At 72.3% G+C, this 22,603-nt stretch carries 20 protein-coding genes; 8 read left to right on the top strand and 12 right to left on the bottom strand.

Features of this window, described 5'->3' with window-relative positions:
• The first annotated feature begins 112 nt into the window (after positions 1-112).
• A complete protein-coding gene (gene hutI / locus GA0070617_RS07210; protein ID WP_091435137.1) occupies positions 113-1,306 on the top strand; it encodes an imidazolonepropionase in 1,194 nt (397 codons plus the stop codon).
• Positions 1,303-2,844 carry a histidine ammonia-lyase gene (gene hutH, locus GA0070617_RS07205; protein ID WP_091435135.1) on the top strand — a complete coding sequence of 514 codons (1,542 nt, stop codon included), beginning with the start codon at positions 1,303-1,305 and terminating at the stop codon, positions 2,842-2,844. The genes hutI and hutH overlap by 4 nt, the downstream gene beginning before the upstream one ends.
• A 151-nt stretch (positions 2,845-2,995) precedes the next feature.
• On the opposite strand, the gene GA0070617_RS07200 is transcribed toward hutH, so the two are convergent.
• From GA0070617_RS07200 to GA0070617_RS07170, 7 genes are all read right to left on the bottom strand, one after another.
• Positions 2,996-5,161 (bottom strand): glycosyltransferase family 39 protein, encoded by a 2,166-nt coding sequence (locus GA0070617_RS07200; protein ID WP_175440459.1) that lies wholly within the window; start codon positions 5,159-5,161, stop codon positions 2,996-2,998.
• 745 nt (positions 5,162-5,906) lie between these two features.
• Complete coding sequence (rdgB, locus tag GA0070617_RS07195; protein ID WP_091435131.1) at positions 5,907-6,524, bottom strand: RdgB/HAM1 family non-canonical purine NTP pyrophosphatase; 618 nt, start codon at positions 6,522-6,524, stop codon at positions 5,907-5,909.
• Positions 6,521-7,249 carry a ribonuclease PH gene (gene rph, locus GA0070617_RS07190; protein WP_091435130.1) on the bottom strand — a complete coding sequence of 243 codons (729 nt, stop codon included), beginning with the start codon at positions 7,247-7,249 and terminating at the stop codon, positions 6,521-6,523. Before rph ends, rdgB begins: the two co-directional genes overlap by 4 nt.
• Before the next feature lie 48 nt (positions 7,250-7,297).
• Complete coding sequence (locus tag GA0070617_RS07185; RefSeq protein WP_091446042.1) at positions 7,298-8,044, bottom strand: MBL fold metallo-hydrolase; 747 nt, start codon at positions 8,042-8,044, stop codon at positions 7,298-7,300.
• Positions 8,045-8,296: 252 nt separating this feature from the next.
• Positions 8,297-9,262, bottom strand: a complete 966-nt coding sequence (locus GA0070617_RS07180) for a PLP-dependent cysteine synthase family protein (RefSeq protein WP_091435126.1) — start codon at positions 9,260-9,262, stop codon at positions 8,297-8,299.
• A gap of 12 nt (positions 9,263-9,274) precedes the next feature.
• Positions 9,275-9,649: a MoaD family protein gene (locus tag GA0070617_RS07175; RefSeq protein WP_091435124.1), complete on the bottom strand. Its 375-nt coding sequence runs from the start codon at positions 9,647-9,649 to the stop codon at positions 9,275-9,277.
• 64 nt (positions 9,650-9,713) lie between these two features.
• Positions 9,714-10,202, bottom strand: coding sequence for a M67 family metallopeptidase (locus GA0070617_RS07170; protein ID WP_091435121.1), 489 nt, complete (start codon positions 10,200-10,202; stop codon positions 9,714-9,716).
• 152 nt (positions 10,203-10,354) lie between these two features.
• Here GA0070617_RS07170 and GA0070617_RS07165 point away from each other — a divergent pair, with 152 nt between their 5' ends.
• Complete coding sequence (locus GA0070617_RS07165) at positions 10,355-11,224, top strand: aldo/keto reductase (RefSeq protein ID WP_091435119.1); 870 nt, start codon at positions 10,355-10,357, stop codon at positions 11,222-11,224.
• A 122-nt stretch (positions 11,225-11,346) separates the two neighbouring features.
• On the opposite strand, the gene GA0070617_RS07160 is transcribed toward GA0070617_RS07165, so the two are convergent.
• Together GA0070617_RS07160 and clpS are read right to left on the bottom strand one after the other, a co-directional pair.
• Positions 11,347-11,841, bottom strand: coding sequence for a DUF2017 domain-containing protein (locus GA0070617_RS07160; RefSeq protein ID WP_175440742.1), 495 nt, complete (start codon positions 11,839-11,841; stop codon positions 11,347-11,349).
• Positions 11,842-11,843: 2 nt separating this feature from the next.
• Positions 11,844-12,134 carry an ATP-dependent Clp protease adapter ClpS gene (clpS, locus tag GA0070617_RS07155; RefSeq protein ID WP_091446038.1) on the bottom strand — a complete coding sequence of 97 codons (291 nt, stop codon included), beginning with the start codon at positions 12,132-12,134 and terminating at the stop codon, positions 11,844-11,846.
• Between the two features lie 184 nt (positions 12,135-12,318).
• Between clpS and GA0070617_RS07150 the strand changes: the two genes are divergently transcribed.
• From GA0070617_RS07150 to GA0070617_RS07135, 4 genes are all read left to right on the top strand, one after another.
• Positions 12,319-13,605 carry a nicotinate phosphoribosyltransferase gene (locus GA0070617_RS07150; RefSeq protein ID WP_091435117.1) on the top strand — a complete coding sequence of 429 codons (1,287 nt, stop codon included), beginning with the start codon at positions 12,319-12,321 and terminating at the stop codon, positions 13,603-13,605.
• A gap of 43 nt (positions 13,606-13,648) precedes the next feature.
• Positions 13,649-14,230, top strand: a complete 582-nt coding sequence (locus tag GA0070617_RS07145; RefSeq protein ID WP_091435115.1) for an isochorismatase family protein — start codon at positions 13,649-13,651, stop codon at positions 14,228-14,230.
• Positions 14,231-14,294: 64 nt separating this feature from the next.
• Positions 14,295-15,512 carry an MFS transporter gene (locus GA0070617_RS07140; RefSeq protein ID WP_091435112.1) on the top strand — a complete coding sequence of 406 codons (1,218 nt, stop codon included), beginning with the start codon at positions 14,295-14,297 and terminating at the stop codon, positions 15,510-15,512.
• A 186-nt stretch (positions 15,513-15,698) separates the two neighbouring features.
• Complete coding sequence (locus GA0070617_RS07135; RefSeq protein ID WP_139135599.1) at positions 15,699-17,252, top strand: YncE family protein; 1,554 nt, start codon at positions 15,699-15,701, stop codon at positions 17,250-17,252.
• 65 nt (positions 17,253-17,317) lie between these two features.
• Here the strand turns inward: GA0070617_RS07135 and ctaD are convergent, their stop codons facing one another.
• Entirely contained in the window at positions 17,318-19,078 is a 1,761-nt protein-coding gene (ctaD, locus tag GA0070617_RS07130; RefSeq protein ID WP_091435109.1) for an aa3-type cytochrome oxidase subunit I, read from the bottom strand.
• Positions 19,079-19,218: 140 nt separating this feature from the next.
• A complete protein-coding gene (locus GA0070617_RS07125) occupies positions 19,219-20,340 on the bottom strand; it encodes an FAD-dependent monooxygenase (protein WP_091435107.1) in 1,122 nt (373 codons plus the stop codon).
• 280 nt (positions 20,341-20,620) lie between these two features.
• Between GA0070617_RS07125 and GA0070617_RS07120 the strand changes: the two genes are divergently transcribed.
• On the top strand, positions 20,621-21,748 hold the full coding sequence (locus GA0070617_RS07120) for a glycoside hydrolase family 12 protein (RefSeq protein ID WP_091435105.1): 1,128 nt from the start codon (positions 20,621-20,623) through the stop codon (positions 21,746-21,748).
• Positions 21,749-21,808: 60 nt separating this feature from the next.
• Here the strand turns inward: GA0070617_RS07120 and GA0070617_RS07115 are convergent, their stop codons facing one another.
• Positions 21,809-22,594: an aldo/keto reductase gene (locus GA0070617_RS07115; RefSeq protein ID WP_091435103.1), complete on the bottom strand. Its 786-nt coding sequence runs from the start codon at positions 22,592-22,594 to the stop codon at positions 21,809-21,811.
• Between the last annotated feature and the right edge of the window lie 9 nt (positions 22,595-22,603).

The raw sequence follows: 22,603 nt of genomic DNA, 5'->3' as shown, positions 1-22,603 counted from the left end.
CCCGCAGAGCGACCGGGACCGGGCCGGCCCGCAGAGCGACCGGGACCGGGCCGGCCCGCAGGGCGACCGGGCCCGTCGGCCCGGGCCGGGCGACGGGCGAGGGGGGCGGGCGATGAGCAGCCTGCTTGTCGACCGGATCGGTGAGCTGGTCACCAACGTGGCCGACAGCGGTACCGGTGGCCCACTCGGCATCCGCCGGAACGTGGCGCTGCTGGTCGAGGCGGGCCGGGTGGTCTGGATCGGGCCGGCCCGGGACGCGCCCGCCGCCGACCACCGGATCGACGCCGAGGGGGCCGCCGTGCTGCCCGGCTTCGTGGACAGCCACGCGCACCTGGTCTTCGCCGGGGACCGGGCCGTCGAGTTCGCCGCCCGGATGGCCGGCCGCCCGTACACCGGCGGCGGCATCAGGACCACCGTGGGCGCGACCCGGGCGGCCGGCGACGACGAACTCCGGGCCACCGTGCGCCGGCTGCGCGCGGAGGCGCTGCGCCAGGGCACCACCACCATCGAGATCAAGAGTGGGTACGGCCTCACGGTCGCCGACGAGGTCCGGTCGCTGCGCATCGCCGGCGAGGTGACCGGGGACACCACCTTCCTCGGCGCACACGTGGTCCCCACCGAGTACGCCGACCGCCCGGACGACTACGTCGGGCTGGTGTGCGGGCCGATGCTGCGCGCCGCCGCGCCGTACGCCCGCTGGATCGACGTGTTCTGCGAGCGGGGCGCCTTCGACGCCGACCACGCCCGGGCGATCCTCACCTGCGGGCAGGCCGCCGGGCTGGGCGTCCGGCTGCACGCCAACCAGCTCGGCCCCGGACCCGGGGTACGGCTCGGGGTGGAGCTGGGCGCGGCCAGCGTCGACCACTGCACCCACCTGACCGACGCCGACGTCGACGCGCTCGCCTCGACCGCCGGGCCGGACCGCACCGGCACCACCACCGTGGCGACCCTGCTGCCGGGGGCCGAGTTCTCCACCCGGTCGCCCTACCCGGACGCCCGGCGGCTGCTCGACGCGGGGATCACCGTCGCGTTGGCCACCGACTGCAACCCCGGCTCGTCGTACACCTCGTCGATGCCGTTCTGCGTGGCGCTGGCCGTACGCGAGATGGGCATGACCCCGGCGGAGGCGGTGTGGGCGGCGACCGCCGGTGGCGCGCGGGCGCTGCGCCGCACCGACGTCGGGGTGCTGCGCCCCGGCGCCCGGGCCGACCTGATGATCCTCGACGCCCCCTCGCACCTGCACCTGGCCTACCGGCCCGGTGTCCCGTTGGTCCGCCAGGTCCTGCACGACGGAGTCCCACGATGAACACGCACGTCACCATCCACCCCACCGGAGTCTCGGCCGCCGACGTGCTCGCCGTGGCCCGCGGCGACGCCACGGTGGTCCTCGATCCGGCCACGACCGCCGCGATGGCGACCAGCCGGGCCATCGTGGACGGCATCGAGGCCGCCGGCCGCCCGGTGTACGGGGTCTCCACCGGCTTCGGCGCGCTGGCGAACACCTTCGTCGCCCCGCAACGCCGGGCCGAGCTGCAGCACGCGCTGATCCGCTCACATGCCGCCGGGGTGGGCGCGCCGATGCCGCGCGAGGTGGTCCGGGCGATGATGCTGCTGCGGGTACGGTCGCTGGCGCTGGGCCGCTCCGGCGTCCGACCGCTGGTCGCCGAGGCCCTGGTCGACCTGCTCAACCACGGGATCACCCCGTGGGTGCCGGAGCACGGCTCGCTCGGGGCCTCCGGCGACCTGGCCCCGTTGGCGCACTGCGCGCTGGCGCTGCTCGGCGAGGGCTGGGTGCTCGGTCCGGCAGGTGAACGGATCGACGCCGCCGACGCGCTGCGCGCCGCCGGGCTCGCCCCGGTCGAGCTGGCCGCCAAGGAGGGGCTGGCGCTGATCAACGGCACCGACGGGATGCTCGGCATGCTGCTGCTGGCCGGCCACGACGCGGCGCACCTGTTCACCATGGCCGACGTCACCGCCGCCCTGGCCGTCGAGGCGATGCTCGGTTCGGAGCGGCCCTTCCTGCCGGAGCTGCACGCCATCCGACCGCATCCCGGGCAGGCGGTCTCGGCGGCGAACATCCACCGGCTGCTGCAGGACTCCCGGGTGATGGACTCGCACCGCGACGACCTGGCGCACGCCGTGCAGGACGCGTACTCGATGCGGTGTGCGCCGCAGGTGGCCGGGGCGGCCCGGGACACCCTGGACTTCGTCCGTACGGTGGCCGACCGGGAGCTGCGCTCCGTGGTGGACAACCCGGTGGTGCTGCCGGACGGCCGGGTCGAGTCGACCGGGAACTTCCACGGTGCGCCGCTCGGCTTCGCCGCCGACTACCTGGCCATCGCCGCCGCCGAGGTGGGGGCGATGGCCGAGCGGCGGGTGGACCGGCTGCTGGACGTGACCCGCAACCGGGACCTGCCGGCGTTCCTCTCCCCCGACGCCGGGGTGAACTCCGGGCTGATGATCGCCCAGTACACCGCCGCCGGCATCGTCGCGGAGAACCGGCGGCTGGCCGCTCCCGCCTCGGTCGACTCGCTGCCCACCAGCGGCATGCAGGAGGACCACGTCTCGATGGGCTGGGCGGCGACCAAGAAGCTGCGGACCGTGCTGGACAACCTGACCAGCCTGCTCGCGGTCGAGCTGCTGGCCGCCATACGCGGTCTGCAACTGCGCGCCCCGCTTACCCCGTCGCCGGCCGGGCGGGCGGCGCTGGCCGCGCTCGGCGGGGTGCTGGGCGAGCCGGGCCCGGACGTCTTCCTCGCCCCGCTACTGGAGGCGGCCCGGCAGGTGGTACGCGGTCCCGACCTGCGGGCCGCCATCGAGCGGGAAGTCGGGACGCTTGATTGAGTCTTTCCTTCGGCGGCGTCGACCCGAAGGCCAACTGCGGACGTCGAGGCAGCACCGAGCCAGCGCACCATCACCGCCGCTCGCACCGGGACGACGGTGGGGCGTCCCGCCAGCACCGACGGGGCGGGCCCTCGTAGGGACGCCGGGCCGGTCAACGGGCCTGCCAGAGGGAGACCGTCACGTTGGTCAGCTCGACGATCCGGATCGGGGCGAACTCCTCGCGCATCGGCCCAGCCAGTGACGGATGCATGGCGTCCCGTGGGTCCTCCGTCCGTGACGTGCTGATCAGCCAGAGCCGCTGCACCGACGACAGGCAGTTGTTGGCGTTGCGACACTGTCGGGGGTAGGTGGGTCTGGCCCCCGGGTTGGCGGTGAAGACGGTGGGTGGGCTCTTCCGCCCGGCCCGGTGGAAGTGGTAGTCCAACCCCTCCTGCATCCGGTTGGGAAACCGGGAGTTGATCGCCAACCGGTCACCGGCGGCGATCTCGGCGGCGATCACCCGGACCGCTCCCCGAAGGTCCGGCTCCCCCTCCACCACGATCTGCCGCTCCTGACCGTGGGCGGGTAGGCCGAAGGCCACACAGAGCACGACCAGCGCCGCCGGGGCGAGGTACCGGAGACGACGGGACGGCTGCGCCGACCGGGCCGGCTGGTCCGGCCAGTCCGGCTCAGCCGACCAGGGCGACTCGGCCGACCAGGGCGACTCGGCCGACGTGGCCGACGTGACCGAGGCGGCCGACGTGGCCGAGGTGGCCGAGGTGGCCGACGTGGCCGACGTGGCCGACGTGGCCGACGTGGCCGACGTGGCCGACGTGGCCGACGTGGCCGACGTGGCCGACGTGGCCGAGGTGGCCGAGGTGGCCGACGAGGCCGACCAGGGTGGCTCGGCCGACCGGCCCGGCCTGGCCGACCAGGGCGACTCGACCGACCGGGCCGCGGCGACGGAACGGGCGACCGCCGCGACCGCCAGCAGGGCCCAGGCCGGCAGCGTGAACAGCACGTACCGGTGCAGGAGCAGGGCCGTCAGCGGGGAGATGAGCAGCAGCACGAGGAAGGGGCCCACGGCCCAGGTGCCGAGCAGCAGACCCGCCCGGCCCAGCAGCGCGCAGCCGAGCAGGGCCAGCCCGATCAGCAGCGCGCCGACCGGAACGCTGCCGGTGACCTCGGCGATCTCGTCGATGGTGCTCTCCCAGGTGGCCGGCTGGATCCAGGAGACCTGCCCGGCCTGACTGGAGCCGAGCCAGACCAGCGGCAGCACCGGCAGCAGACCGAGCGAGGCTGCCAGCGCCCACGGGCCGAGGCCGGCCCCGCCCTGGCGCCGACCCAGCAGGTAGGCGAGATGGGGCAGCAGCACCAGGAGCGCGACCAGGTGCAACAGACCGATCAGGACCACCGTCAGGGCGTACCCGAGCCAGCGCAACCACGACGGCCGCTCGACCGCCCGGAGGAACAGCAGGGTCGCCAACACGGCGGCGGCGGTGGCCAGCGCGTAGGGCCGCGCCTCCTGGCCGAAACGGGAGACGGTCGGCAGGACCGCGACGATCAACCCCGCGCAGAGCCCCACCGGTACGTCGAACAGCTTCCGGCCGATCATCGCGGTCAGCGCGGCGGTGGCCGCCATCCCCAGCACCGAGGGCAGCCGCAGGGCCACCGGCGAGTCGCCGAACACCGCGAGCCAGCCGTGCATCAGCAGGTAGTAGGGCGCGATGACGACGTCGCTCTTCTCGATCATCCGCTGCAGGTCGGCGACGGACATGGTGGACGCCAACCAGGTGGAGACCTCGTCCCGCCAGAGTTGGCGACGGTCGATGTCGTAGAGCACGACGAGCAGGGCCACCACGGCGGGGACCAGCGGCACCGCCCAGCGGGCCAGCCGGTCGGCCCTGGTCACCGGGGTCCCTTCGGCCGGCACCTGCGACGCCCCGTCGCTCTTCGACACCGCCAGGGACCGGCCGGCCCGCAGCGCCAACGACCGACCGGCCCGGCCGGCCACCGGAGTGGTGACCTGATCGGCCGCCGCGTCGCCGGGCCGGCCGGCCGCCGGGCCGCTGGACTGGCCGGTCGGCGGAGCGCTGGAATGGCCGGTCGGCGGCACGGACTGGTCCGCCGTCGGAGCGGTGGGCTGGCCGATCGGTTGGTCCGCCGCCGGAGCGGTGGGATGGCCGGTCGTCGGGGCGGTGGGATGGCCGGTCGGTTGGTCCGCCGCCGGAGCGGCGGGATGGCCGGTCGTCGGGGCGGGCTGGTCCCCCATCGGGGCGGCTGTCCCGTCGGAGTCGCGGCTCTGATGTGGACGGTCGGCGGAGGCCGGGTCAACCATCTCTGCTGCACCTCGAAAGCTCAGGCGGGACACCCACCGCCGGATCATCGGACGAGCAGGCACACCTCGGACGCGTCAGCAAAGACCACTGTGGACGTCCTGGTTTGCCGCAGTGACAGCAGGCTACCGCGTGAACGCACTACGTGGGGGGCAGTGGGCCGCCTGACCTTTCGAGTCGATCTCCGATGAACGATCCTGGAAGAACACACACCTCCGGGGCCCCAAGTCGCCCCTTCTGGCGCAGACACCTCGCAACCGCAAGAACGGCACAAAGCGGCCCATCCCCCCACCAACCCCCACCACCCCCCGCCCCCGCCCCGCCGAAGCGACCCCCGGAAGTGAATCTTGGACACTTACCGTTCTATTTGGACGGTAAGTGTCCAAGATCTACACCCCGCTCGGGTACGGAGAGGGCGAGGTGCCTCGGCCGCGCAGGAGGGGGCGGTGAGCGGGAGCGTGACGGGTCAGGGTTGGTTGTGGTGACCGGGAAACCGAACCACCTTGCCCCCGCCCGTTCCGCCGGGCCGGCGTGGCGACGGCAACAGGCCGGCGTGGCGACGGCAACAGGCCGGCGTGGCGACGGCAACAGGCCGGGTGGAGGCGTCGGCAACAGGCCGGGTGATGGGAAAAGAGGCCCTCGGGGCTTCCTTTCCAAGCGCCCCCGGCCTGCCCTACAGATACCCCACGGCCCGCAAGCAGGGCAAGCCGGTACCAGGTGGTTCGGTTCTCCGGTCGGGTCCGCGCCTCAGCTCACCGGGGGTAGCACCTTCGCCACCAACTTCGCCAGCTCCCGCAGCGCCTTGCCCCGGTGGCTAATGGCGTCCTTCTCCGCCGGGGTCAGCTCGGCATTGGTGTGCTTCTGCCCGTCGCCGAGGAAGATCGGGTCGTACCCGAAGCCACCGTCACCGCGCGGCGCGCGCAACAACCGGCCGGCCTGGCGGCCGTCGACCAGGTGCTCCTTGCCACCGGGCAGCACCAGCGCGACGGTGCAGACGAAGGAGGCGCCCCGGTGTTCGTCCGGCAGGTCGGCGATCTGGTCCAGGACCAGTTGCAGGTTGGCCTGGTCGTCGCCGTGCCGACCGGCCCACCGGGCGCTGAACACCCCCGGCATCCCGCTGAGGGCGTCCACCGCGAGCCCCGAGTCGTCGGCGATGGTGGGCAGACCGGTCCGCCGGCACCCCTCCCGCGCCTTGATCAGCGCGTTCTCGCCGAAGGTGAGGCCGCTCTCCGGCAGCTCCGGGTAGTCGTCCACGTCGTTCAGGCCGAGCAGGGCGACCCGGTGCGCGCCGAGGGCGCCGTCGAGGATCCGCTGCAGCTCGATCAGCTTCTTCTGGTTACGGGTGGCGAGCAGCACCTTGTTCATGACGTGAGAGCCTTCCGCTGGGCCTCGGCGAGTTCCAGGCAACCTGCGGTGCCCAGGTCGAGCAGCGCGTCGAGCTGGTCCCGGGCGAAGACCCCCGCCTCGCCGGTCCCCTGCACCTCGACGAAGTCCCCACCGTCGGTGCAGACCACGTTCATGTCGACCTCGGCGGCCACGTCCTCGGTGTAGTTGAGGTCCAGCCGGGCCTCGCCGGCGACCACACCCACGCTGACCGCGGCGACCGACCGGTGCATCACCTTCTCCGGCTTGCCGGCCAGCGCCTTGCGCGCGGCCAGCCAACCGACCGCGTCGTGCAGCGCCACGTAGGCGCCGGTGATCGCCGCGGTCCGGGTGCCGCCGTCGGCCTGGAGCACGTCGCAGTCGAGCACGATCGAGTTCTCGCCCAGCGCCTTCAGGTCGATGCTGGCCCGCAGGCTGCGACCGATCAGGCGGGAGATCTCGTGGGTACGGCCACCGATGCGGCCCTTGACGCTCTCCCGGTCCGAGCGGGTGTTGGTGGCCCGGGGCAGCATCGCGTACTCGGCGGTCACCCAGCCCAGCCCGGAGCCGCGCCGCCAGCGGGGCACCCCCTCGGTGACGCTGGCCGTGCAGAGCACCCGGGTCCCGCCGAACTCCACGAGCACCGAACCCTCCGGATGGGAGCTCCATCCTCTGGTCAGGGTCACCGGTCGGAGTTGGTCGGGCAGTCGCCCGTCAGGTCGCGCCATCCCTGCACCCTATTGCGGTGGCGGCACCGCCCGGTGCCCGGGGCCGGGTCAGATGTCGTAGCTGGCGCCGGGGCGGACCACCTCAAGGGGGCCGGGGAACGCGGCGGTGGCCGAGTCCAGCGTGTGCGCCTCGCTGCCCCAGGCCACCACCAGGTGGGTCAGGAGCAACCGGCCGACCCCGGCCTTGGTCGCCGCCTCGCCGGCCTCCCGCCCGGTCAGGTGCAGATCGGGTGGGTTGTCGACGCCGTCGAGGTAGCTGGCCTCGCAGAGGAACACGTCGGCGTCCTGCGCCAGCCGCAGCAGCGCCTCACAGGGCGCGGTGTCGGAGGAGTAGCAGAGCACCCGCCCCTCGTGTTCCAGCCGTACCCCGTACGTTTCGATCGGGTGGTTGACCCGGTCGACGGTGACGCTGAACGGCCCGATCGGGAAGGTGCCGGGCTGGAGGCCGTAGAACTGGTACACGTCGTCGATGGTGGTGTCCGTCTGCCCGTACGCGGCGGAAAGCCGGTCCGGCGCGCCCGAGGGGGCGTACACCGGCAGGGCGGGGTACGGTCCGTCCGGCGCGTACCGGCGGACCACGATGTACGACGCGGCGTCGAGGATGTGGTCGCAGTGCAGGTGGGTGAGGAGGATGGCGTCCACCGCGTGCAGCCCCACGTACCGCTGGAGGGTGGACAGCGCCCCGGAGCCGAAGTCGACAAGTAACCGGAAGCCGTCGGCCTCGACCAGATACGCCGAACAGGGGGAGTCGGGGCCGGGAAAACTACCCGCGCAACCCAGGACGGTCAGGCGCATCCGGTTGTCCCACTGCCACGCGCCGTAGTCACCGCACCGGCCCTGCACCCACCGATGATCTTTACCGACGCGTACGCCACGCTGGGCAGCCTACGCCGACGTGAGCGGGGCACGAATCATCTCGTGCAAGTTGTCGCCAACGTGACACCCAGCCGGGCCGAACGCCCCTTGGCGTCACGCTGAAACGAGATCATCAACACGAAGAGTGAACAGCCCCGGCCCGATTGAACGCCGGGCCGGGGCTGCGGACACTCACGCCCAGAGCTGACCCTCCAGGGCCTCCTCGGCGTCGGCCAACGTGCCGCCGTAGGCCCCGGTGGAGAGGTACTTCCAGCCACCGTCGCAGACCACGAAGGCCACGTCGGCCCGGCGGCCGTCGCGGACCGCCTCGTGCGCCACGGCCAACGCCGCGTGCAGGATCGCCCCGGTGGAGAAGCCGGCGAAGATTCCCTCCACCTCCACCAACTGCCGGGTACGCAGCACCGCGTCCCGGGTGCCGACGGAGAACCGCCGGGACAGCACGGTGGCGTCGTACAGCTCCGGGACGTACCCCTCGTCGATGTTGCGCAGGCCGTAGACCAACTCGCCGTACCGGGGCTCGGCCGCGACGATCTGGATCGCCTCGACCTTCTCCCGCAGGTACCGCCCGGTGCCCATCAGGGTCCCGGTGGTGCCCAGACCGGCCACGAAGTGGGTGATCGAGGGCAGGTCCCGCAGCAGCTCCGGGCCGGTGGTCTCGTAGTGGGCCCGCGCGTTGGCCTCATTGCCGTACTGGAAGAGCATCACCCAGTCGGGGTGTTCCACCGAGATCTGCTTGGCGGTGGCCACGGCCTGGTTGGAGCCACCGGCCGCCGGCGAGAAGATGATCTCAGCGCCGTACATCCGGAGTAGTTGCACCCGCTCGGTGGAGACGTTCTCCGGCATGACGCAGACCAACCGGTAGCCGCGCAGCTTCGCCACCATGGCCAGCGAGATGCCGGTGTTGCCGCTGGTCGGCTCCAGGATCGTGTCACCCGGACGGAGCCGGCCGGCCTCCTCGGCGGCGCGGACCATGAACAACGCCGCCCGGTCCTTGATGCTGCCGGTCGGGTTGCGGTCCTCCAGCTTGGCCCAGAGCCGCACCGGCGGCGCCCCCTCGGGCACCGTCGGCGAGAGCCGGGGCAGCCCGATCAGGGGCGTACCGCCGCAGGCGTCGAGCAGGCTGTCGTACCTGGCCATGGCGACCGCCCGTCAGCGGGTGACGGTGACGCGCCGGCTGTCGACGCCGTGCCGGGCGGCGAGTGCCGCCGCGCTGTGCGAGGCGATCGCGGCCGCCGCGGCGAACCCGAACGCGCCGCCGGCCACTGCGGGCAGGATGGTGACGCTGTCACCGTCGGAGAGCTTGGTGTCCAGCGCGCCGAGGAACCGGACGTCCTCGTCGTTGACGTAGACGTTGACGAACCGGTGCAGCGCGCCGGCCTCGGTGACCAGCCGGCCCCGCAGCCCGGCGTGCCGGGAGTCCAGGTCGGTGAGCAGGTCGCCCAGGGTGTCCCCGGTGCCCTCGACGACCTTCGCGCCGCCGGTGTGGCTGCGCAGGATGGTGGGGATGCGAACCTCGATGGCCATGATGTGGAAACTCCTCGATCGGGTGTGCCTGGATGACGGGAACAGGTGGGCCGGCGCTGGGTGATCAGCGGTCGGAACACTCGTAGTCGACCGTCGCCGGGCTCTGCCCGAACATGTAGGACTGGACGGCGTGCGGATCCACCGGGGCGTCCACGATCCGGACCGGCTCCTCGGTGACCACGCCGTCGACGATCCGGAACGAGCGGATCTCCTCGGCGTCGGGCTCCCGGGTGGAGACCAGCAGGTAGTGCGCTCCCGGCTCACCGGCGAACGAGACGTCCGTCCGGGACGGGTAGGCCTCGGTGGCGGTGTGCGAGTGATAGATCACGAGGGGTTCCTCGTCCCGGTCGTCCATCTCCCGCCAGACCCGCAGCTGCTCCATCGAGTCGAACTCGTAGAACGTCATCGACCGGGCGGCGTTGTCCATCGGGATGTGCCGGGTCGGGGTGTCACTGCCGGCGGGTCCGGCGACCACACCACAGGCCTCGTCGGGATGGTCCCGACGGGCGTGGGCGACGATCGCCTCGACGATCGACCGGTCGATGCTCAGCACGTGAACCAGCCTAACGCCTGTCGGGCCGCAGCCCGACGTGGGCGCCGTCACCTTCCCACCGGGCGGACGGAATTTCGGCGCGGGTTGATTTTTCCACCGCCCACGAAGGGGTACGAATGCCGGAGACAGCGGCAAAAGCGAAGGAGTTCCCCATGCAGCAACGTCGCCTCGGTTCGGTGCAGGTAGGCGCGATCGGACTCGGCGGGATGCCGATGTCGGTCACCGGCCGGCCGGACACCGAGCGTTCGATCCGGACCATCCACGCCGCGCTGGACGCCGGCGTCACGCTCATCGACACCGCCGACGCGTACTCGCTGGGCTCCGACGACTTCGGGCACAACGAGTCGCTGATCGCCCGCGCGCTGGCCAGCTACGGCGGGGACACCTCGGCGGTGCTGGTCGCCACGAAGGGCGGCCACACCCGCCCCGGCGGCTCGGAGTGGGCCCAGAACGGCTCCCCCGACTACCTGCGGGCCGCCTGCGACGCCTCCCTGGCCCGCCTGGGCGTCGAGGCCATCGGGCTGTACCAGTACCACCGGCCGGACCCCCGGGTGCCGTGGGCCGAGTCGATCGGCGCGCTGCGGGAACTGGCCGACGCCGGCAAGATCCGGCAGGCCGGCATCTCCAACGCCGACCCGGACCAGATCCGGCAGGCCCACGAGATCCTCGGCGACCGGCTGACCGCCGTACAGAACCAGTTCTCCCCGGAGTTCCGCAGCAGCGAGAAGGAGCTGCGCCTCTGCGCGGAGCTGGGGCTGGCGTTCCTGCCCTGGTCGCCGCTGGGCGGCATCGGCCGCGCCGGGGACCTGGGCGGGCGGTTCCGTCCGTTCGCCGAGATCGCCGAGGCGCGCGGGGTCAGCCCGCAGCAGGTCTGCCTGGCCTGGCAGCTGTCCCTGGCACCGGTGGTGGTGCCGATCCCCGGCGCGAGCCGCCCCGAAACGATCAGGGACTCCGCCGCCGCCGCTGACCTGACCCTCGACGAGCAGGAACTGGCCGCCCTCAACGCCGTCTCCCCCACCTGACCCCCACCCCACGCGACCCCCCACCCCGCGCGAAGGAAGGGCCCCTTGTTAACGCCCGCTGGTGAGAAGGGTGCCCTTCTCTACCGAAAGCGTTAACAGGGGGCCCTTCCTTACACACACAGCTAGTCGATGAGGGCTAGGAGGAGGGATTCCTGGAGGTAGCCGAGGTAGGCGTAGACGGAGAGCTGGAACACCCGGGAGGAGCTGGGGTCGGTGGCGACCGCCTCGTCCAGTTCCTCGCCCAGGTCGGTGCCGTCCTTGATCTCCAGCCGGACGCCCATCGCCAGCCGGGCGTCGTTCAGCGCCCGCAGCCACGCCTCGGCGGCCTCGGCGTCCAGGCGTACCTCCCCACCGGCCTCGTCGGGCAGCGCGGCGAGGATCGCCCCGGCCTGGTCGATCTTGGCCGTCTTGAGGTCCCCCTCGGTGTACCGGCGGAACTCCTCCGCGCCGGACGGGTCGTCCGGGTACGCCTCGGGGAAGAGCCGGCCGACGACCGGGTCGGTGTGGTCGAAGCCGTCGGTGAGCAGGCCGACCACCTCCGAGGCCACCTTGCGCAGCACCCGCACCTCGTCCACGGCGAAGGTCGCCACGTAGCGGTCCTCCCGGCGACGGAACATGCTCACGCGCGCTCCACCGTCGCCCACAGGCCGTACGCGTGCAGTTGCGCCGCGTCGTGCTCCATCCGTTCCCGGGCCCCGCTGGAGACCACCGCCCGCCCCTTGTGGTGCACGTCCAACATCAGTTGCTCGGCCCTCTCCCGGCTGTATCCGAAGAGCTTCTGGAAAACCCAGGTGACGTACGTCATCAGGTTGACCGGGTCATCCCAGACGATCGTCACCCATGGCCGGTCGGAAGCGGGCACCTCTTCGGTGTCCGTCGTCTCGACCGGTGCAACCTGTGGAGCCGCCATGCCCCCCATCGTGCCACCGGAAGTGACGAACCGATGAACCGGAACGCCGGGCGGGAGCGGACCAGCACCGTGCGCGACCGCCCGGTGCTCCCCGCCCGACGCCGCTGGCAGGGCCCTGACCAGCACGACCACCCGTACGCAGCCCGGTCGGCACGACGACCGGAGGAACTCTAGGCTGGGGTACGTGAGCACCTTTCGCCCCGCGCTGCTGACCGACCACTACGAGCTGACCATGGTCAGCGCCGCGTTGCGGGACGGCACCGCCGACCGGCCCTGCGTCTTCGAGGTGTTCAGCCGCCGCCTGCCCACCGGCCGGCGCTACGGCGTGGTCGCCGGCACCGCCCGCCTGATCGAGCTGATCCGGGACTTCCGCTTCGACGCCGACGAGATCGACTTCCTGCGCCGCACCGGGGTGGTCGACGAGGCTGCTGCCGCCTGGCTGGCCGGTTACCGCTTCACCGGCGACATCGAGGGGTACGCCGAGGGGGAGCTGTTCTTCCCCGGCTCCCCGATCCTCACCGTCTCCGGCGGGTTCGCCGAGTGCGTGGTGCTGGAGACGCTGGTGCTGTCGGTGCTCAACCACGACTGCGCGGTGGCCGCCGCGGCGGCCCGCATGGTCACCGCCGCCCGGGGCCGGGCACTTATCGAGATGGGCTCCCGCCGGGCACACGAGGAGGCCGCGGTGGCCGCCGCCCGCTCCGCCTATCTGGCCGGGTTCCGGTTCACCTCCAACCTCGCCGCCGGCCGGCGCTACGGCATCCCCACCGCGGGCACCGCCGCGCACGCCTTCACCCTGCTGCACACCGACGAGAAGACCGCGTTCGCCTCGCAGGTCGCCTCGCTGGGCCGGGACACCACGCTGCTGGTCGACACGTACGACATCAGCCAGGGCATCCGCAACGCGATCGAGGTGGCCGGGCCGCAGCTGCGGGCGGTCCGGATCGACTCCGGTGACCTGGCGGTCATCGCCCACCAGTCGCGCGAGCTGCTGGACTCGCTGGGCGCCACCGAGACCAAGATCATCGTCTCGGGTGACCTCGACGAGTACGCCATCGCCGCGCTCGCCGCCGAGCCGGTGGACATGTACGGTGCCGGCACCTCGGTGGTCACCGGCTCCGGCGCGCCCACCGCCAGCCTGGTCTACAAGCTGGTCGAGGTCGAGGGACGGCCGGTGGTGAAGCGGTCCGAGCACAAGTCGACGATCGGCGGACGTAAGGTGGCCGTCCGGCGGCACAAGCCGACCGGCACCGCCACCGAGGAGGTCGTCGTGCCGCAGGGCGTGCCGGACCGGCAGCCCAACGACCGGCTGCTGCAGCGCACGTACGTCGCCGGTGGCGAGCCCGCCGAGCCGGTGTCGCTTGACGAGTCCCGCGAGCACCTGCGGCAGTGCCTGATCTCCATCCCCTGGGAGGGGCTGAAGCTCTCCGCCGGTGATCCGGCGGTCCCGGTGACGGTCGTACCCACGAGCTGACGTACCCGTGAGCTGACCCCCGCGAACGTGGAAGGAACATCCGATGGGTAGTGCGTTGATCATCGTGGACGTGCAGAACGACTTCTGCGAGGGCGGTTCCCTCGCGGTGACCGGCGGGGCCGGGGTGGCGGCCGGGATCTCCCGGCTGCTCGCCGCCGAGCCGGACCGTTGGGACCACGTGGTGGCGACCAAGGACTACCACGTCGACCCCGGCTCCCACTTCAGCGACGATCCGGACTTCATCGACTCCTGGCCCCGGCACTGCGTGGTCGGCACCGCCGGCTCCGAGTTCCATCCGGAGCTGCACACCGGGCGGGTGGAGGCGGTCTTCCACAAGGGCGAGTACGCCGCGGCGTACTCCGGTTTCGAGGGGCACGCGGCCGACGGCGAGGGCCTGGCGGACTGGCTGCGGCGACGCGACGTGGACCGGGTCGACGTGGTGGGGATCGCCACCGACCACTGCGTCCGGGCCACCGCCCTGGACGCGGCCCGGGAGGGGTTCGCCACCACCGTGCTGCTCGACCTGACCGCCGCCGTGGCACCGGCCACCACCGACGTGGCCCTGCGGGCGATGGAGGGCGCCGGGGTGACCATGCGCGGGGCGCCTGTGATCCGCAGCGCTTAACCGACAATTGAGTGGTGTCTGTCGCACCCGGGGTCGAAGATGTCGCCCGGAGGTACGGACCACGATGAACATGAAGCCTTACCGGGAGGCACTCGCCCTGCCCGGTCTCCGGTCGCTGCTGGCGGTGTCGGTGCTCGCCCGGGTGCCGATCACCGCCACCGGCGTGACCCTCACCTTCTACGTGGTGCTGGACCTCGGCCGCGGCTACGGCGCGGCCGGGCTGGTGGGTGCGGCGATCACGGTCGGGGCGGCGGTCGGCAACCCGCTACTGGGTCGGCTGATCGACAGGCACGGTCTGCGCCCGGTGCTGGCCCTCACCACGGTCGCCGAGGCGTTGTTCTGGTCCACCGCACCGGCCCTGCCCTACCCGGTACTGCTCGTGACGGCGTTCGTCGCCGGGCTGCTGGCCCTGCCGATCTTCTCGGTGATCCGCCAGTCGATCGCCGCGCTCGTGCCGCCCGAGGGCCGCCGCCCGGCGTACGCGCTGGACTCGATGTCCACCGAGCTGTCGTTCATGATCGGCCCGGCGCTGGCCGTCGCGGCGGCCACCACGATCTCGGCCCGGAGCACGCTCTGGTTCGTCGGTGCCGGGCTGGTCGCCTCCGGCATCCTGCTCTGGCTGCTCAACCCGCCGATCCGCAGCGCCGGCGAGACGGCCGCGCCGGCCCGCCGGGTGCCCCGCCGGCAGTGGCTGACCCCCCGCCTGCTCGCCGTCTTCGCCGTCAGCGCCGCCGCCACCCTGGTCCTCGGGGGTACCGACGTCGCGGTGGTCGCCGTGCTGCGCGAGAGTGGTGCGGTCGGCTGGACCGGTCTGGTCCTGGCGGTCTGGGCGGTCGCCTCGCTGGTCGGCGGCTTCGCCTACGGCGCGGTCAGCCGGTCCTTCTCGCCGCTGGCGTTGCTGGCCGCGCTGAGCCTCTGCACCATTCCGGTGGGGCTCGGCGGGGGGTACTGGTGGTTGCTCTGCCTGGCGTTGATCCCGGCCGGGCTGCTCTGCGCGCCCACCCTGGCCGCCACCTCCGACCTGGTCAGCCGGCTCGCCCCGGCGGAGGTGCGGGGGGAGGCGATGGGGCTGCAGGGTTCGGCGGTGACGGTCGGCATCGCCGTCGGCGCGCCCCTGGCCGGGCTGGTCATCGACCGCACCTCGCCGCCGTGGGGCTTCGTGGTGACCGGCGGGATCGGCCTACTCGTCGCGCTCGTCGTCCTGCCGGTGGAGCTGCGCCGCCGCCGGACCGGTCCGCCGGTGGCGGATGAGAAGACCGACGCCCTCGCCGCGACCCACTGAGCCGTCTGCCCCACCCACCGCGACCCGCTGAGCCGTCTGCCCCACCCAGCGCGACCCGCCCGGCCCGCCCCACGCGACCCACCGGCCCACCCAACGCGACCCACCGGCCCGCCCATGGGGGTCAACGGGCCCGCCGGTTCGCTGCTCCGGTGGACGGGGTTGCCGGCAACCAGCACCATGTCCGTCATGCGTGGCAGAGGTGTGGTGGCGGTGTTCCTGGCGGTCGGGGTGGGTGGGGTGGTGGCCTGCTCCGGGCCGGCGGAGGACCGCGGCCCGGTCCGGGTGGGCGAGCTGCCCGCCGAGGTCACCGGCCTGGGTCCGGCCGTCCTGCTCGGTTCGGTGGCCGACGACCGGCGGTCCGACCTGCACGGGTTGTACCAGGTCGAGCGGTTCGGCGCCGAGCTGACCGGGGTGGCACCGACGCGCCGGCACGTCGAGGTGGCACTCGGCGATCCGCTGGGCCCGACCGTGGCCCGGGGGCTGGCCGAGGACCCCCGGGACGCCTTCGTCGCCGACGGCCGGGTACGCGACACCGAACTGCCCGACCACAGCTCGGTACGCACGGTCACCCCGGTCGGTGCCGGGCTGGCCGTCACCGGCAACCGGTGCCTGGTGGTACGCGCCGACGGGCAGGTCCGGCAGCCCGCCGTGGAGGCCCGCTGCCACGCCGGGTCGACCGGTGGCCTGCTCTGGTCGGTCAGCCACACCGGGCAGTGGGGCGCGGTCGACCTGAGCACCGGGGTGCCGAGCCCACCGGTCACCGTCGCCGGTACGCCGTTCGGCGCCACCGCCGACGGCCGGCACCTGTTCGTCACCGAGACCGGCACCCGGCGGGTGAGCGTGGTCGACACCCGTACCGGCGTCGCCAGGTCGACCGGGGTCGAGCTGGCCCGGGGTGAGCCGGACGGCGCGGTCGGCCCGGCCGGTTTCGCCCACCTGCGGATCGTCGACGGGCAGCGCCGGTTGAGCCTGATCGGCCTGGAGGGGACCGTGCGGGACCTGCTCGCCCCGGTCGGCCACGTCGCCTTCACCCCGGACGGCACCCGCGCCCTGGTCGTCCAGCCGGCCGAGGGGTACCGCATCGTGATCCTGGACCTCGCCAGCGGCGACGTACGCCAGGTGACGGGGGCGGGCCGTCCCACCGGATATCTGACGGCGCTGGTGACCGGCGACCACGCCCTACTGGCCGAGCTGGTCGGCCCGCAGCCGCGGCAGGTCCGGCCGGTCCGGTTGTGGAGCGTCGACCTGGCGGCGGCCCGGCTGACGGGGGCCTCGGCTGTCGGGGACGGCGGCCAGGTGCAACGGTTCGAGGCCGACGCCGCCCGGGTGGCCGACGGCGCGATCACCCTCGCGCCGGGTGGGCAGGTGCTGAGCCTGGACGCGCGGGGTCGGGTCGTGGCCGCCCGCGCCGGTGCCCGGCCCGGCCCGGCCTTACCGGACGGCCGGCTGCTCCACCGGCTCGACGACGGTGCCGGTGGCCTCCGCAACGACCCGCTGATGGCCCGCGGCGCGGACGGCCGGGAGACCGAGTTGTCGACCGGGGCGGGCCCCGACCAGGTGGTGTCGCACCTGCTGCCCACCCCGGACGGCGGACACCTGCTGGTGTCGCTGCAGCCGGGCGGGGGCACCCGGGCGCGCGCCCTCGGCAGCCAGATCATGCTGGTCCGGCTGGACGGCACCGGCGAGCCGCTGCTGCTGTACCGCAACGCGGTACTGGTCAGCCTGGGCCGGTCCGGCTGAGCCCGACGCAGACGGCGACGGGCGCCGTACCCGGATGGGTGCGGCGCCCGTCGTACGGCGGTCGGTCAGCGCTGGTCGAGGTCCGCCGAGGTGTCCTCCTGGTAGCTGGCACCACCGTTGACCTCACTGGTCAGCGGCTTGGCACCGCCCTCGGGCGGGCCGGCCAGCGACTGGCCACCGGCGGCCAGCTCGGGGAACTTGTAGTCGAACGCCGGCCGCTCGGAACGGATCCGGGGCATCTTGTCGAAGTTGCGCAGCGGCGGCGGCGAGCTGGTCGCCCACTCCAGCGAGTTGCCGTGGCCCCACGGGTCCTCGACCTCGACCACCGGGCCGGCCTTGTACGACTTCCAGCAGTTGTAGATGAACGGCAGCGTGGAGATACCGGTGATGAACGCGCCGATGGTGGAGATGATGTTCAGCGTGGTGAAGCCGTCACCGGGCAGGTAGTCGGCGTACCGCCGGGGCATGCCCTCGTTGCCGAGCCAGTGCTGCACCAGGAAGGTGGTGTGGAAGCCGACCATGGTCAGCCAGAAGTGCACCTTGCCGAGGCGCTCGTCGAGCATCCGGCCGAACATCTTCGGGAACCAGAAGTAGATGCCGGAGAAGACGGCGAAGACGATGGTGCCGAAGAGCACGTAGTGGAAGTGCGCGACGACGAAGTACGAGTCCGAGACGTGGAAGTCCAGCGGCGGGCTGGCCAGCAGCACGCCGGTCAGGCCACCGAAGAGGAACGTCACCAGGAAGCCGATCGCCCAGAGCATGGGCGTCTCGAAGCTGATCTGGCCGCGCCACATGGTGCCGATCCAGTTGAAGAACTTCATCCCGGTGGGCACCGCGATCAGGAAGCTCAGGAAGCTGAAGAACGGCAGCAGTACCTGACCGGTGGCGAACATGTGGTGCGCCCAGACGCTCATCGACAGGGCGGCGATGGCGATGGTCGCGGCGACCAGACCCTTGTAGCCGAAGATCGGCTTGCGGGAGAAGACCGGGATGACCTCGCTGATGATGCCGAAGAACGGCAGCGCGACGATGTACACCTCGGGGTGGCCGAAGAACCAGAACAGGTGCTGCCAGAGCATCGGCCCGCCGGTCTCCGGGGAGTACACGTGGGCGCCGAGGATGCGGTCCGCGGCGAGCGCGAAGAGCGCGGCGGCCAGCAGCGGGAAGACCAGGATCACCAGCAGGCTGGTGACCAGGATGTTCCAGGTGAAGATCGGCATCCGGAACATGGTCATGCCGGGGGCGCGCAGGGTCAGGATCGTGGTGATCATGTTCACCGCGCCGAGGATGGTGCCCAGACCGGAGATGGCCAGGCCGACGATCCACATGTTGGCGCCCACGCCCGGCGAGTGCTCGACGCTGCTCAACGGCGCGTACGCGAACCAGCCGAAGTCGGCGGCGCCACCGGGGGTGAGGAAGCCACCCATCGCGATCGTGCCGCCGAACAGGTACAGCCAGTAGGCGAAGCTGTTCAGCCGGGGGAAGGAGACGTCCGGCGCGCCGACCTGGATCGGCACGATGTAGTTCGCGAAGGCGAACACGATAGGCGTCGCGAAGAAGAGCAACATGATCGTGCCGTGCATGGTGAAGAGCTGGTTGTACTGCTCCGGCGACACGATCTGCATGCCGGGTACGGCCAGCTCGGCCCGCATGACCAGGGCCATCACGCCGCCGATCATGAAGAACACGAACGCCGTGATCATGTACATGATCCCGATCTGCTTCGCGTCCGTGGACCGCAGCAGCCGCGCGAGGGCCGACCCCTTGACCGGCTCTCGGACCGGCCAGGGCCGGGTCACGACCGGCTTGGGTGCGACGGTGGTCACGAATGGCCTCCGGTTCTCGGTTGTCCCGCTCGGCTACGCGCTGGTGATCTGCGAGCCGTCATCCGCATGGAGGATAGTCCCCAGCAGGTCGGAACAGCCGGTCGGGGGGCGGGCCACGACACGGCGCGCGCCGGCACCGGTCACAGCGGGTCCACCAGCAGTCGGTAGTGCTCGCCGAAGATCCGCCCGCCGCGACCGCGGAGCAGCGGATCCCGCAGCGCCGGCGAGACGTCGCGGGTCCGGTTACGGTCCCGGGTCCGGTCCCGCACCCACCGGGTACGCGGCCGACGTCGGCTCTCGTACCGGGCCAGGGCCGCCTCGACGCCACCGGCGGTGGCCGACGCGGTGCCGGAGAGCGACTCGGCGAGCACCACGGCGTCCTCCAGGGCCATCGCCGCGCCCTGGGACAGGGTCGGCGCGGTGGCGTGCGCGGCGTCGCCGACCAGCACCACCCGGCCGTGTGACCAGCGGCCCAGGTCCACCTCGTCGGTACGCTCCGCGCACACCTCGTCGAGGGCGTCGAGCAACTTCGGCACCGGCGATCCGTAGGGCTCGAAGAGCTCCCGCAGCCGGGCCCCGGGGTCGGCCGGCAGTTCGGTGCCGGCCTCGTCGGCGTAGCAGTACAGCCGCCCGCCCCCGATCGGCATCACCAGGAAGCTGGCCCGCTGGCCGAGCAGGGCGGTCCACTCGGTGATCCGGGGGCCACCCCGGACCACACCCCGGTAGACCACCTGACCGGCCGGCCGGGCCGGACCGCCCAGGGCGGCGATGGACCGGATCGACGAGCCCGACCCGTCCGCGCCGATCAGCAGGTCGTACTCGGCGGTGCCGCCGTCGGTGAAGGTGACCCCGACCCCGTCGGGCAGCAGGTCGATCCCGCCGACCTCGACGCCGTACCGGACCTCACCGCCGGCACCGGTGAGCAGCACCCGGTGCAGCTCGGCGCGGGGCAGGGCGCGGCACTCGCCCACCCCGGCCCAGAGGGCACCGAGGTGCACCTCACAGAGCGGGTCGCCGGCGACGTCGAGGAACCGTTGCCGGTGGATGAGCTGCCCGAGCGGACGTACCGGACCGTCCAGGCCGAGGCGACGCAGCGCGCGGGCCGCGTTGCCCGGCAGGTAGAGGCCGCTGTCGGCGTACCCGGCGGGCGGCAGCTTCTCGGTGACGTCGGGTCGTAGGCCCACCATCCGCAGCGCCCGGGCCACGGCAAGGCCGGCGATGCCCGCGCCGACGATGAGGATGCGCAGGGGGAAACCACCCATCGTGGGGTACGCCTCCGGGGGGTGGGACGCGTCGGAGGCAAGACACTACTCGGTGCGATCGACGCACACCAGGGCCGGTTTCCCGGCGAGTCGCCGAGGAGTGAATGCGTCGATTCCGCCCGATCCCACCTGACGACCGGCCGGGGCGGCCGAGGCATGCGCTTTCCCCTGCCGACCGGTTGCGCAGTAGTTTCAGACATGTAAATGTGACGATGAATTTGGGAGCGCTCCCGCGCGTACCCCGGGCCGGCATCCCCACCACGAAGGACCAAGGAGCACCATGAGACGGACCCTGCGGGCACTTGCCGCCATCGGCCTGACCGCCGCCGGCACGATCGTCGCCGTCGCCCTCGGCGGCAGCGCGTCGGCCGACACCCAGATCTGTGAGCAGTTCGGCTCCACCGTGATCCAGAACCGGTACGTGGTGCAGAACAACCGCTGGGGCACCACCGCCCAGCAGTGCATCAACGTCACCGACCGCGGCTTCTCGATCACCACCCAGAACGGCAGCAGCCCGACCAACGGGGCGCCCACCGCGTACCCGTCGGTCTTCCTGGGCTGCCACTACACCAACTGCTCCCCCGGCACCAACCTGCCGATGCAGGTCAGCCAGATCAGTAGCGCCAACAGCAGCATCAACTACCGGTATGTCAGCGGGGCCACCTACAACGCCTCGTACGACATCTGGCTCGACCCCAGCCCCAAGCGGGACGGGGTGAACCAGATGGAGATCATGATCTGGCTCAACCGGCAGGGCTCGATCCAGCCGATCGGCTCCCCGGTCGGCAACGCCACCATCGACGGGCGCAACTGGGAGGTCTGGCGGGGCAACAACGGCGGCAACAACGTCATCTCGTACGTCGCCCCGTCGGCGATCAGCAGCGCCAACCTCAACCTGCTGGCCTTCATCAACGACACCCGCAACCGGGGTGCGATCACCAACAGTTGGTACCTGACCAGCATCCAGGCCGGTTTCGAGCCGTGGCAGGGCGGCGCCGGTCTGGCCGTCAACGACTTCTCGGCAAGCGTCAACGGCGGCGGCAACAACCCCAACCCGACCACCGGACCCACCAACCCGCCGGGCGGCTCGGCGGGCTGCGCGGTGAAGTACACCGCCAGCTCGTGGAACAACGGCTTCACCGCCGACGTGCAGATCACCAACAACGGCACCAGCACCATCAACGGTTGGACCCTGACCTACCCGCTGCCCTCGGGACAGCAGGTGAGCAACGCCTGGAACGCCACGGTGAGCCAGAGCGGGTCCACGGTGACCGCCCGCAACATCAGCCACAACGGCACGATCGCGCCGGGCGGCACCGCCAGCTTCGGCTACCAGGGGACGCTGAGCGGGGCGTACTCGTCCCCGACCAGCTTCTCGCTCAACGGCACGGCCTGCTCGCGGTCCTGACCCGCGGCGGCACGACAGGCGGGCGTGGCCTTCCGGCCACGCCCGCCGCACCGTGCTCGGTCAGCCGCCCAGCGCGTCGATCTCGCCCATCTCCTGGGCGCTGAGCGAGAACGAGAAGATGTCGGCGTTGGCGCGGATCCGCTCCGGGGTCACCGACTTCGGAATGACCACGATCTCGTGGTCGAGGTGCCAGCGGAGCACCACCTGGGCCGGCGACACGTCGTGCGCCGCGGCGATCCGCACCAGCACCGGATCGGCCAGGTCGGTGGACTTGAACGGGCTGTACCCCTCCAGCACGACGCCCCGCTCCCGGTGCTCGGCGTGCCGCCGCGCGTCGTACAACGACGGACTCCAGCGGATCTGGTTGACCGCCGGGGTCTGGCCGGTGGCCTCGGTCAGCTCGTCGAGCCCGGCGGTGTCGTAGTTGCTCACCCCGACCGCCCGGGTCAGACCGTCGTCGCGGGCGGCCAGCAGCTCCCGCCAGACCGGCACGCTGCCGTCGGCTCCCGACGGTGGCCAGTGGATCAGCCAGAGGTCGACGTGGGACAGGCCGAGGGCGCGCAGGCTCGCCTCGATGGTCTCCCGTTCCCGGCCGACCCGCTCCGGCGGCAGCTTGGTGGTGACGAAGACGTCCTCCCGCGCCAGCCCGCTGTCCCGGACCGCCCGGCCCACCTCCTGCTCGTTGCCGTACATGGTGGCGGTGTCGACGTGCCGGTAGCCGGCGTCGAGGGCGGCCCGCACCGCGTCGTAGCCGGCCTGGCCGGTGGCCTGCCAGGTGCCGAAGCCGAGCAGGGGCATCCGTACGTCGCCGGCGAGGGCGACGGTGGGCTGGTCGAGAGAGGTCATGCCGGACTT

Origin of the sequence: Micromonospora yangpuensis (assembly GCF_900091615.1) — a bacterium.
GTDB lineage: Bacteria > Actinomycetota > Actinomycetes > Mycobacteriales > Micromonosporaceae > Micromonospora > Micromonospora yangpuensis.
The sequence above is the reverse complement of the archived record's forward strand: the minus strand, read 5'-3'. Positions and strand labels throughout refer to the sequence as shown.

Excerpts from the sequence above, each read along its gene's own strand:
- hutI (WP_091435137.1), top strand. The coding sequence starts at position 113 with ATGAGCAGCCTGCTTGTCGACCGGATCGGTGAGCTGGTCACCAACGTG.
- hutH (WP_091435135.1), top strand. The coding sequence starts at position 1,303 with ATGAACACGCACGTCACCATCCACCCCACCGGAGTCTCGGCCGCCGAC.
- GA0070617_RS07200 (WP_175440459.1), bottom strand. The coding sequence starts at position 5,161 with ATGGTTGACCCGGCCTCCGCCGACCGTCCACATCAGAGCCGCGACTCC.
- rdgB (WP_091435131.1), bottom strand. The coding sequence starts at position 6,524 with ATGAACAAGGTGCTGCTCGCCACCCGTAACCAGAAGAAGCTGATCGAG.
- rph (WP_091435130.1), bottom strand. The coding sequence starts at position 7,249 with ATGGCGCGACCTGACGGGCGACTGCCCGACCAACTCCGACCGGTGACC.
- GA0070617_RS07185 (WP_091446042.1), bottom strand. The coding sequence starts at position 8,044 with ATGCGCCTGACCGTCCTGGGTTGCGCGGGTAGTTTTCCCGGCCCCGAC.
- GA0070617_RS07180 (WP_091435126.1), bottom strand. The coding sequence starts at position 9,262 with ATGGCCAGGTACGACAGCCTGCTCGACGCCTGCGGCGGTACGCCCCTG.
- GA0070617_RS07175 (WP_091435124.1), bottom strand. The coding sequence starts at position 9,649 with ATGGCCATCGAGGTTCGCATCCCCACCATCCTGCGCAGCCACACCGGC.
- GA0070617_RS07165 (WP_091435119.1), top strand. The coding sequence starts at position 10,355 with ATGCAGCAACGTCGCCTCGGTTCGGTGCAGGTAGGCGCGATCGGACTC.
- GA0070617_RS07160 (WP_175440742.1), bottom strand. The coding sequence starts at position 11,841 with ATGTTCCGTCGCCGGGAGGACCGCTACGTGGCGACCTTCGCCGTGGAC.
- clpS (WP_091446038.1), bottom strand. The coding sequence starts at position 12,134 with ATGGCGGCTCCACAGGTTGCACCGGTCGAGACGACGGACACCGAAGAG.
- GA0070617_RS07145 (WP_091435115.1), top strand. The coding sequence starts at position 13,649 with ATGGGTAGTGCGTTGATCATCGTGGACGTGCAGAACGACTTCTGCGAG.
- GA0070617_RS07140 (WP_091435112.1), top strand. The coding sequence starts at position 14,295 with ATGAACATGAAGCCTTACCGGGAGGCACTCGCCCTGCCCGGTCTCCGG.
- GA0070617_RS07135 (WP_139135599.1), top strand. The coding sequence starts at position 15,699 with ATGCGTGGCAGAGGTGTGGTGGCGGTGTTCCTGGCGGTCGGGGTGGGT.
- GA0070617_RS07125 (WP_091435107.1), bottom strand. The coding sequence starts at position 20,340 with ATGGGTGGTTTCCCCCTGCGCATCCTCATCGTCGGCGCGGGCATCGCC.
- GA0070617_RS07120 (WP_091435105.1), top strand. The coding sequence starts at position 20,621 with ATGAGACGGACCCTGCGGGCACTTGCCGCCATCGGCCTGACCGCCGCC.
- GA0070617_RS07115 (WP_091435103.1), bottom strand. The coding sequence starts at position 22,594 with ATGACCTCTCTCGACCAGCCCACCGTCGCCCTCGCCGGCGACGTACGG.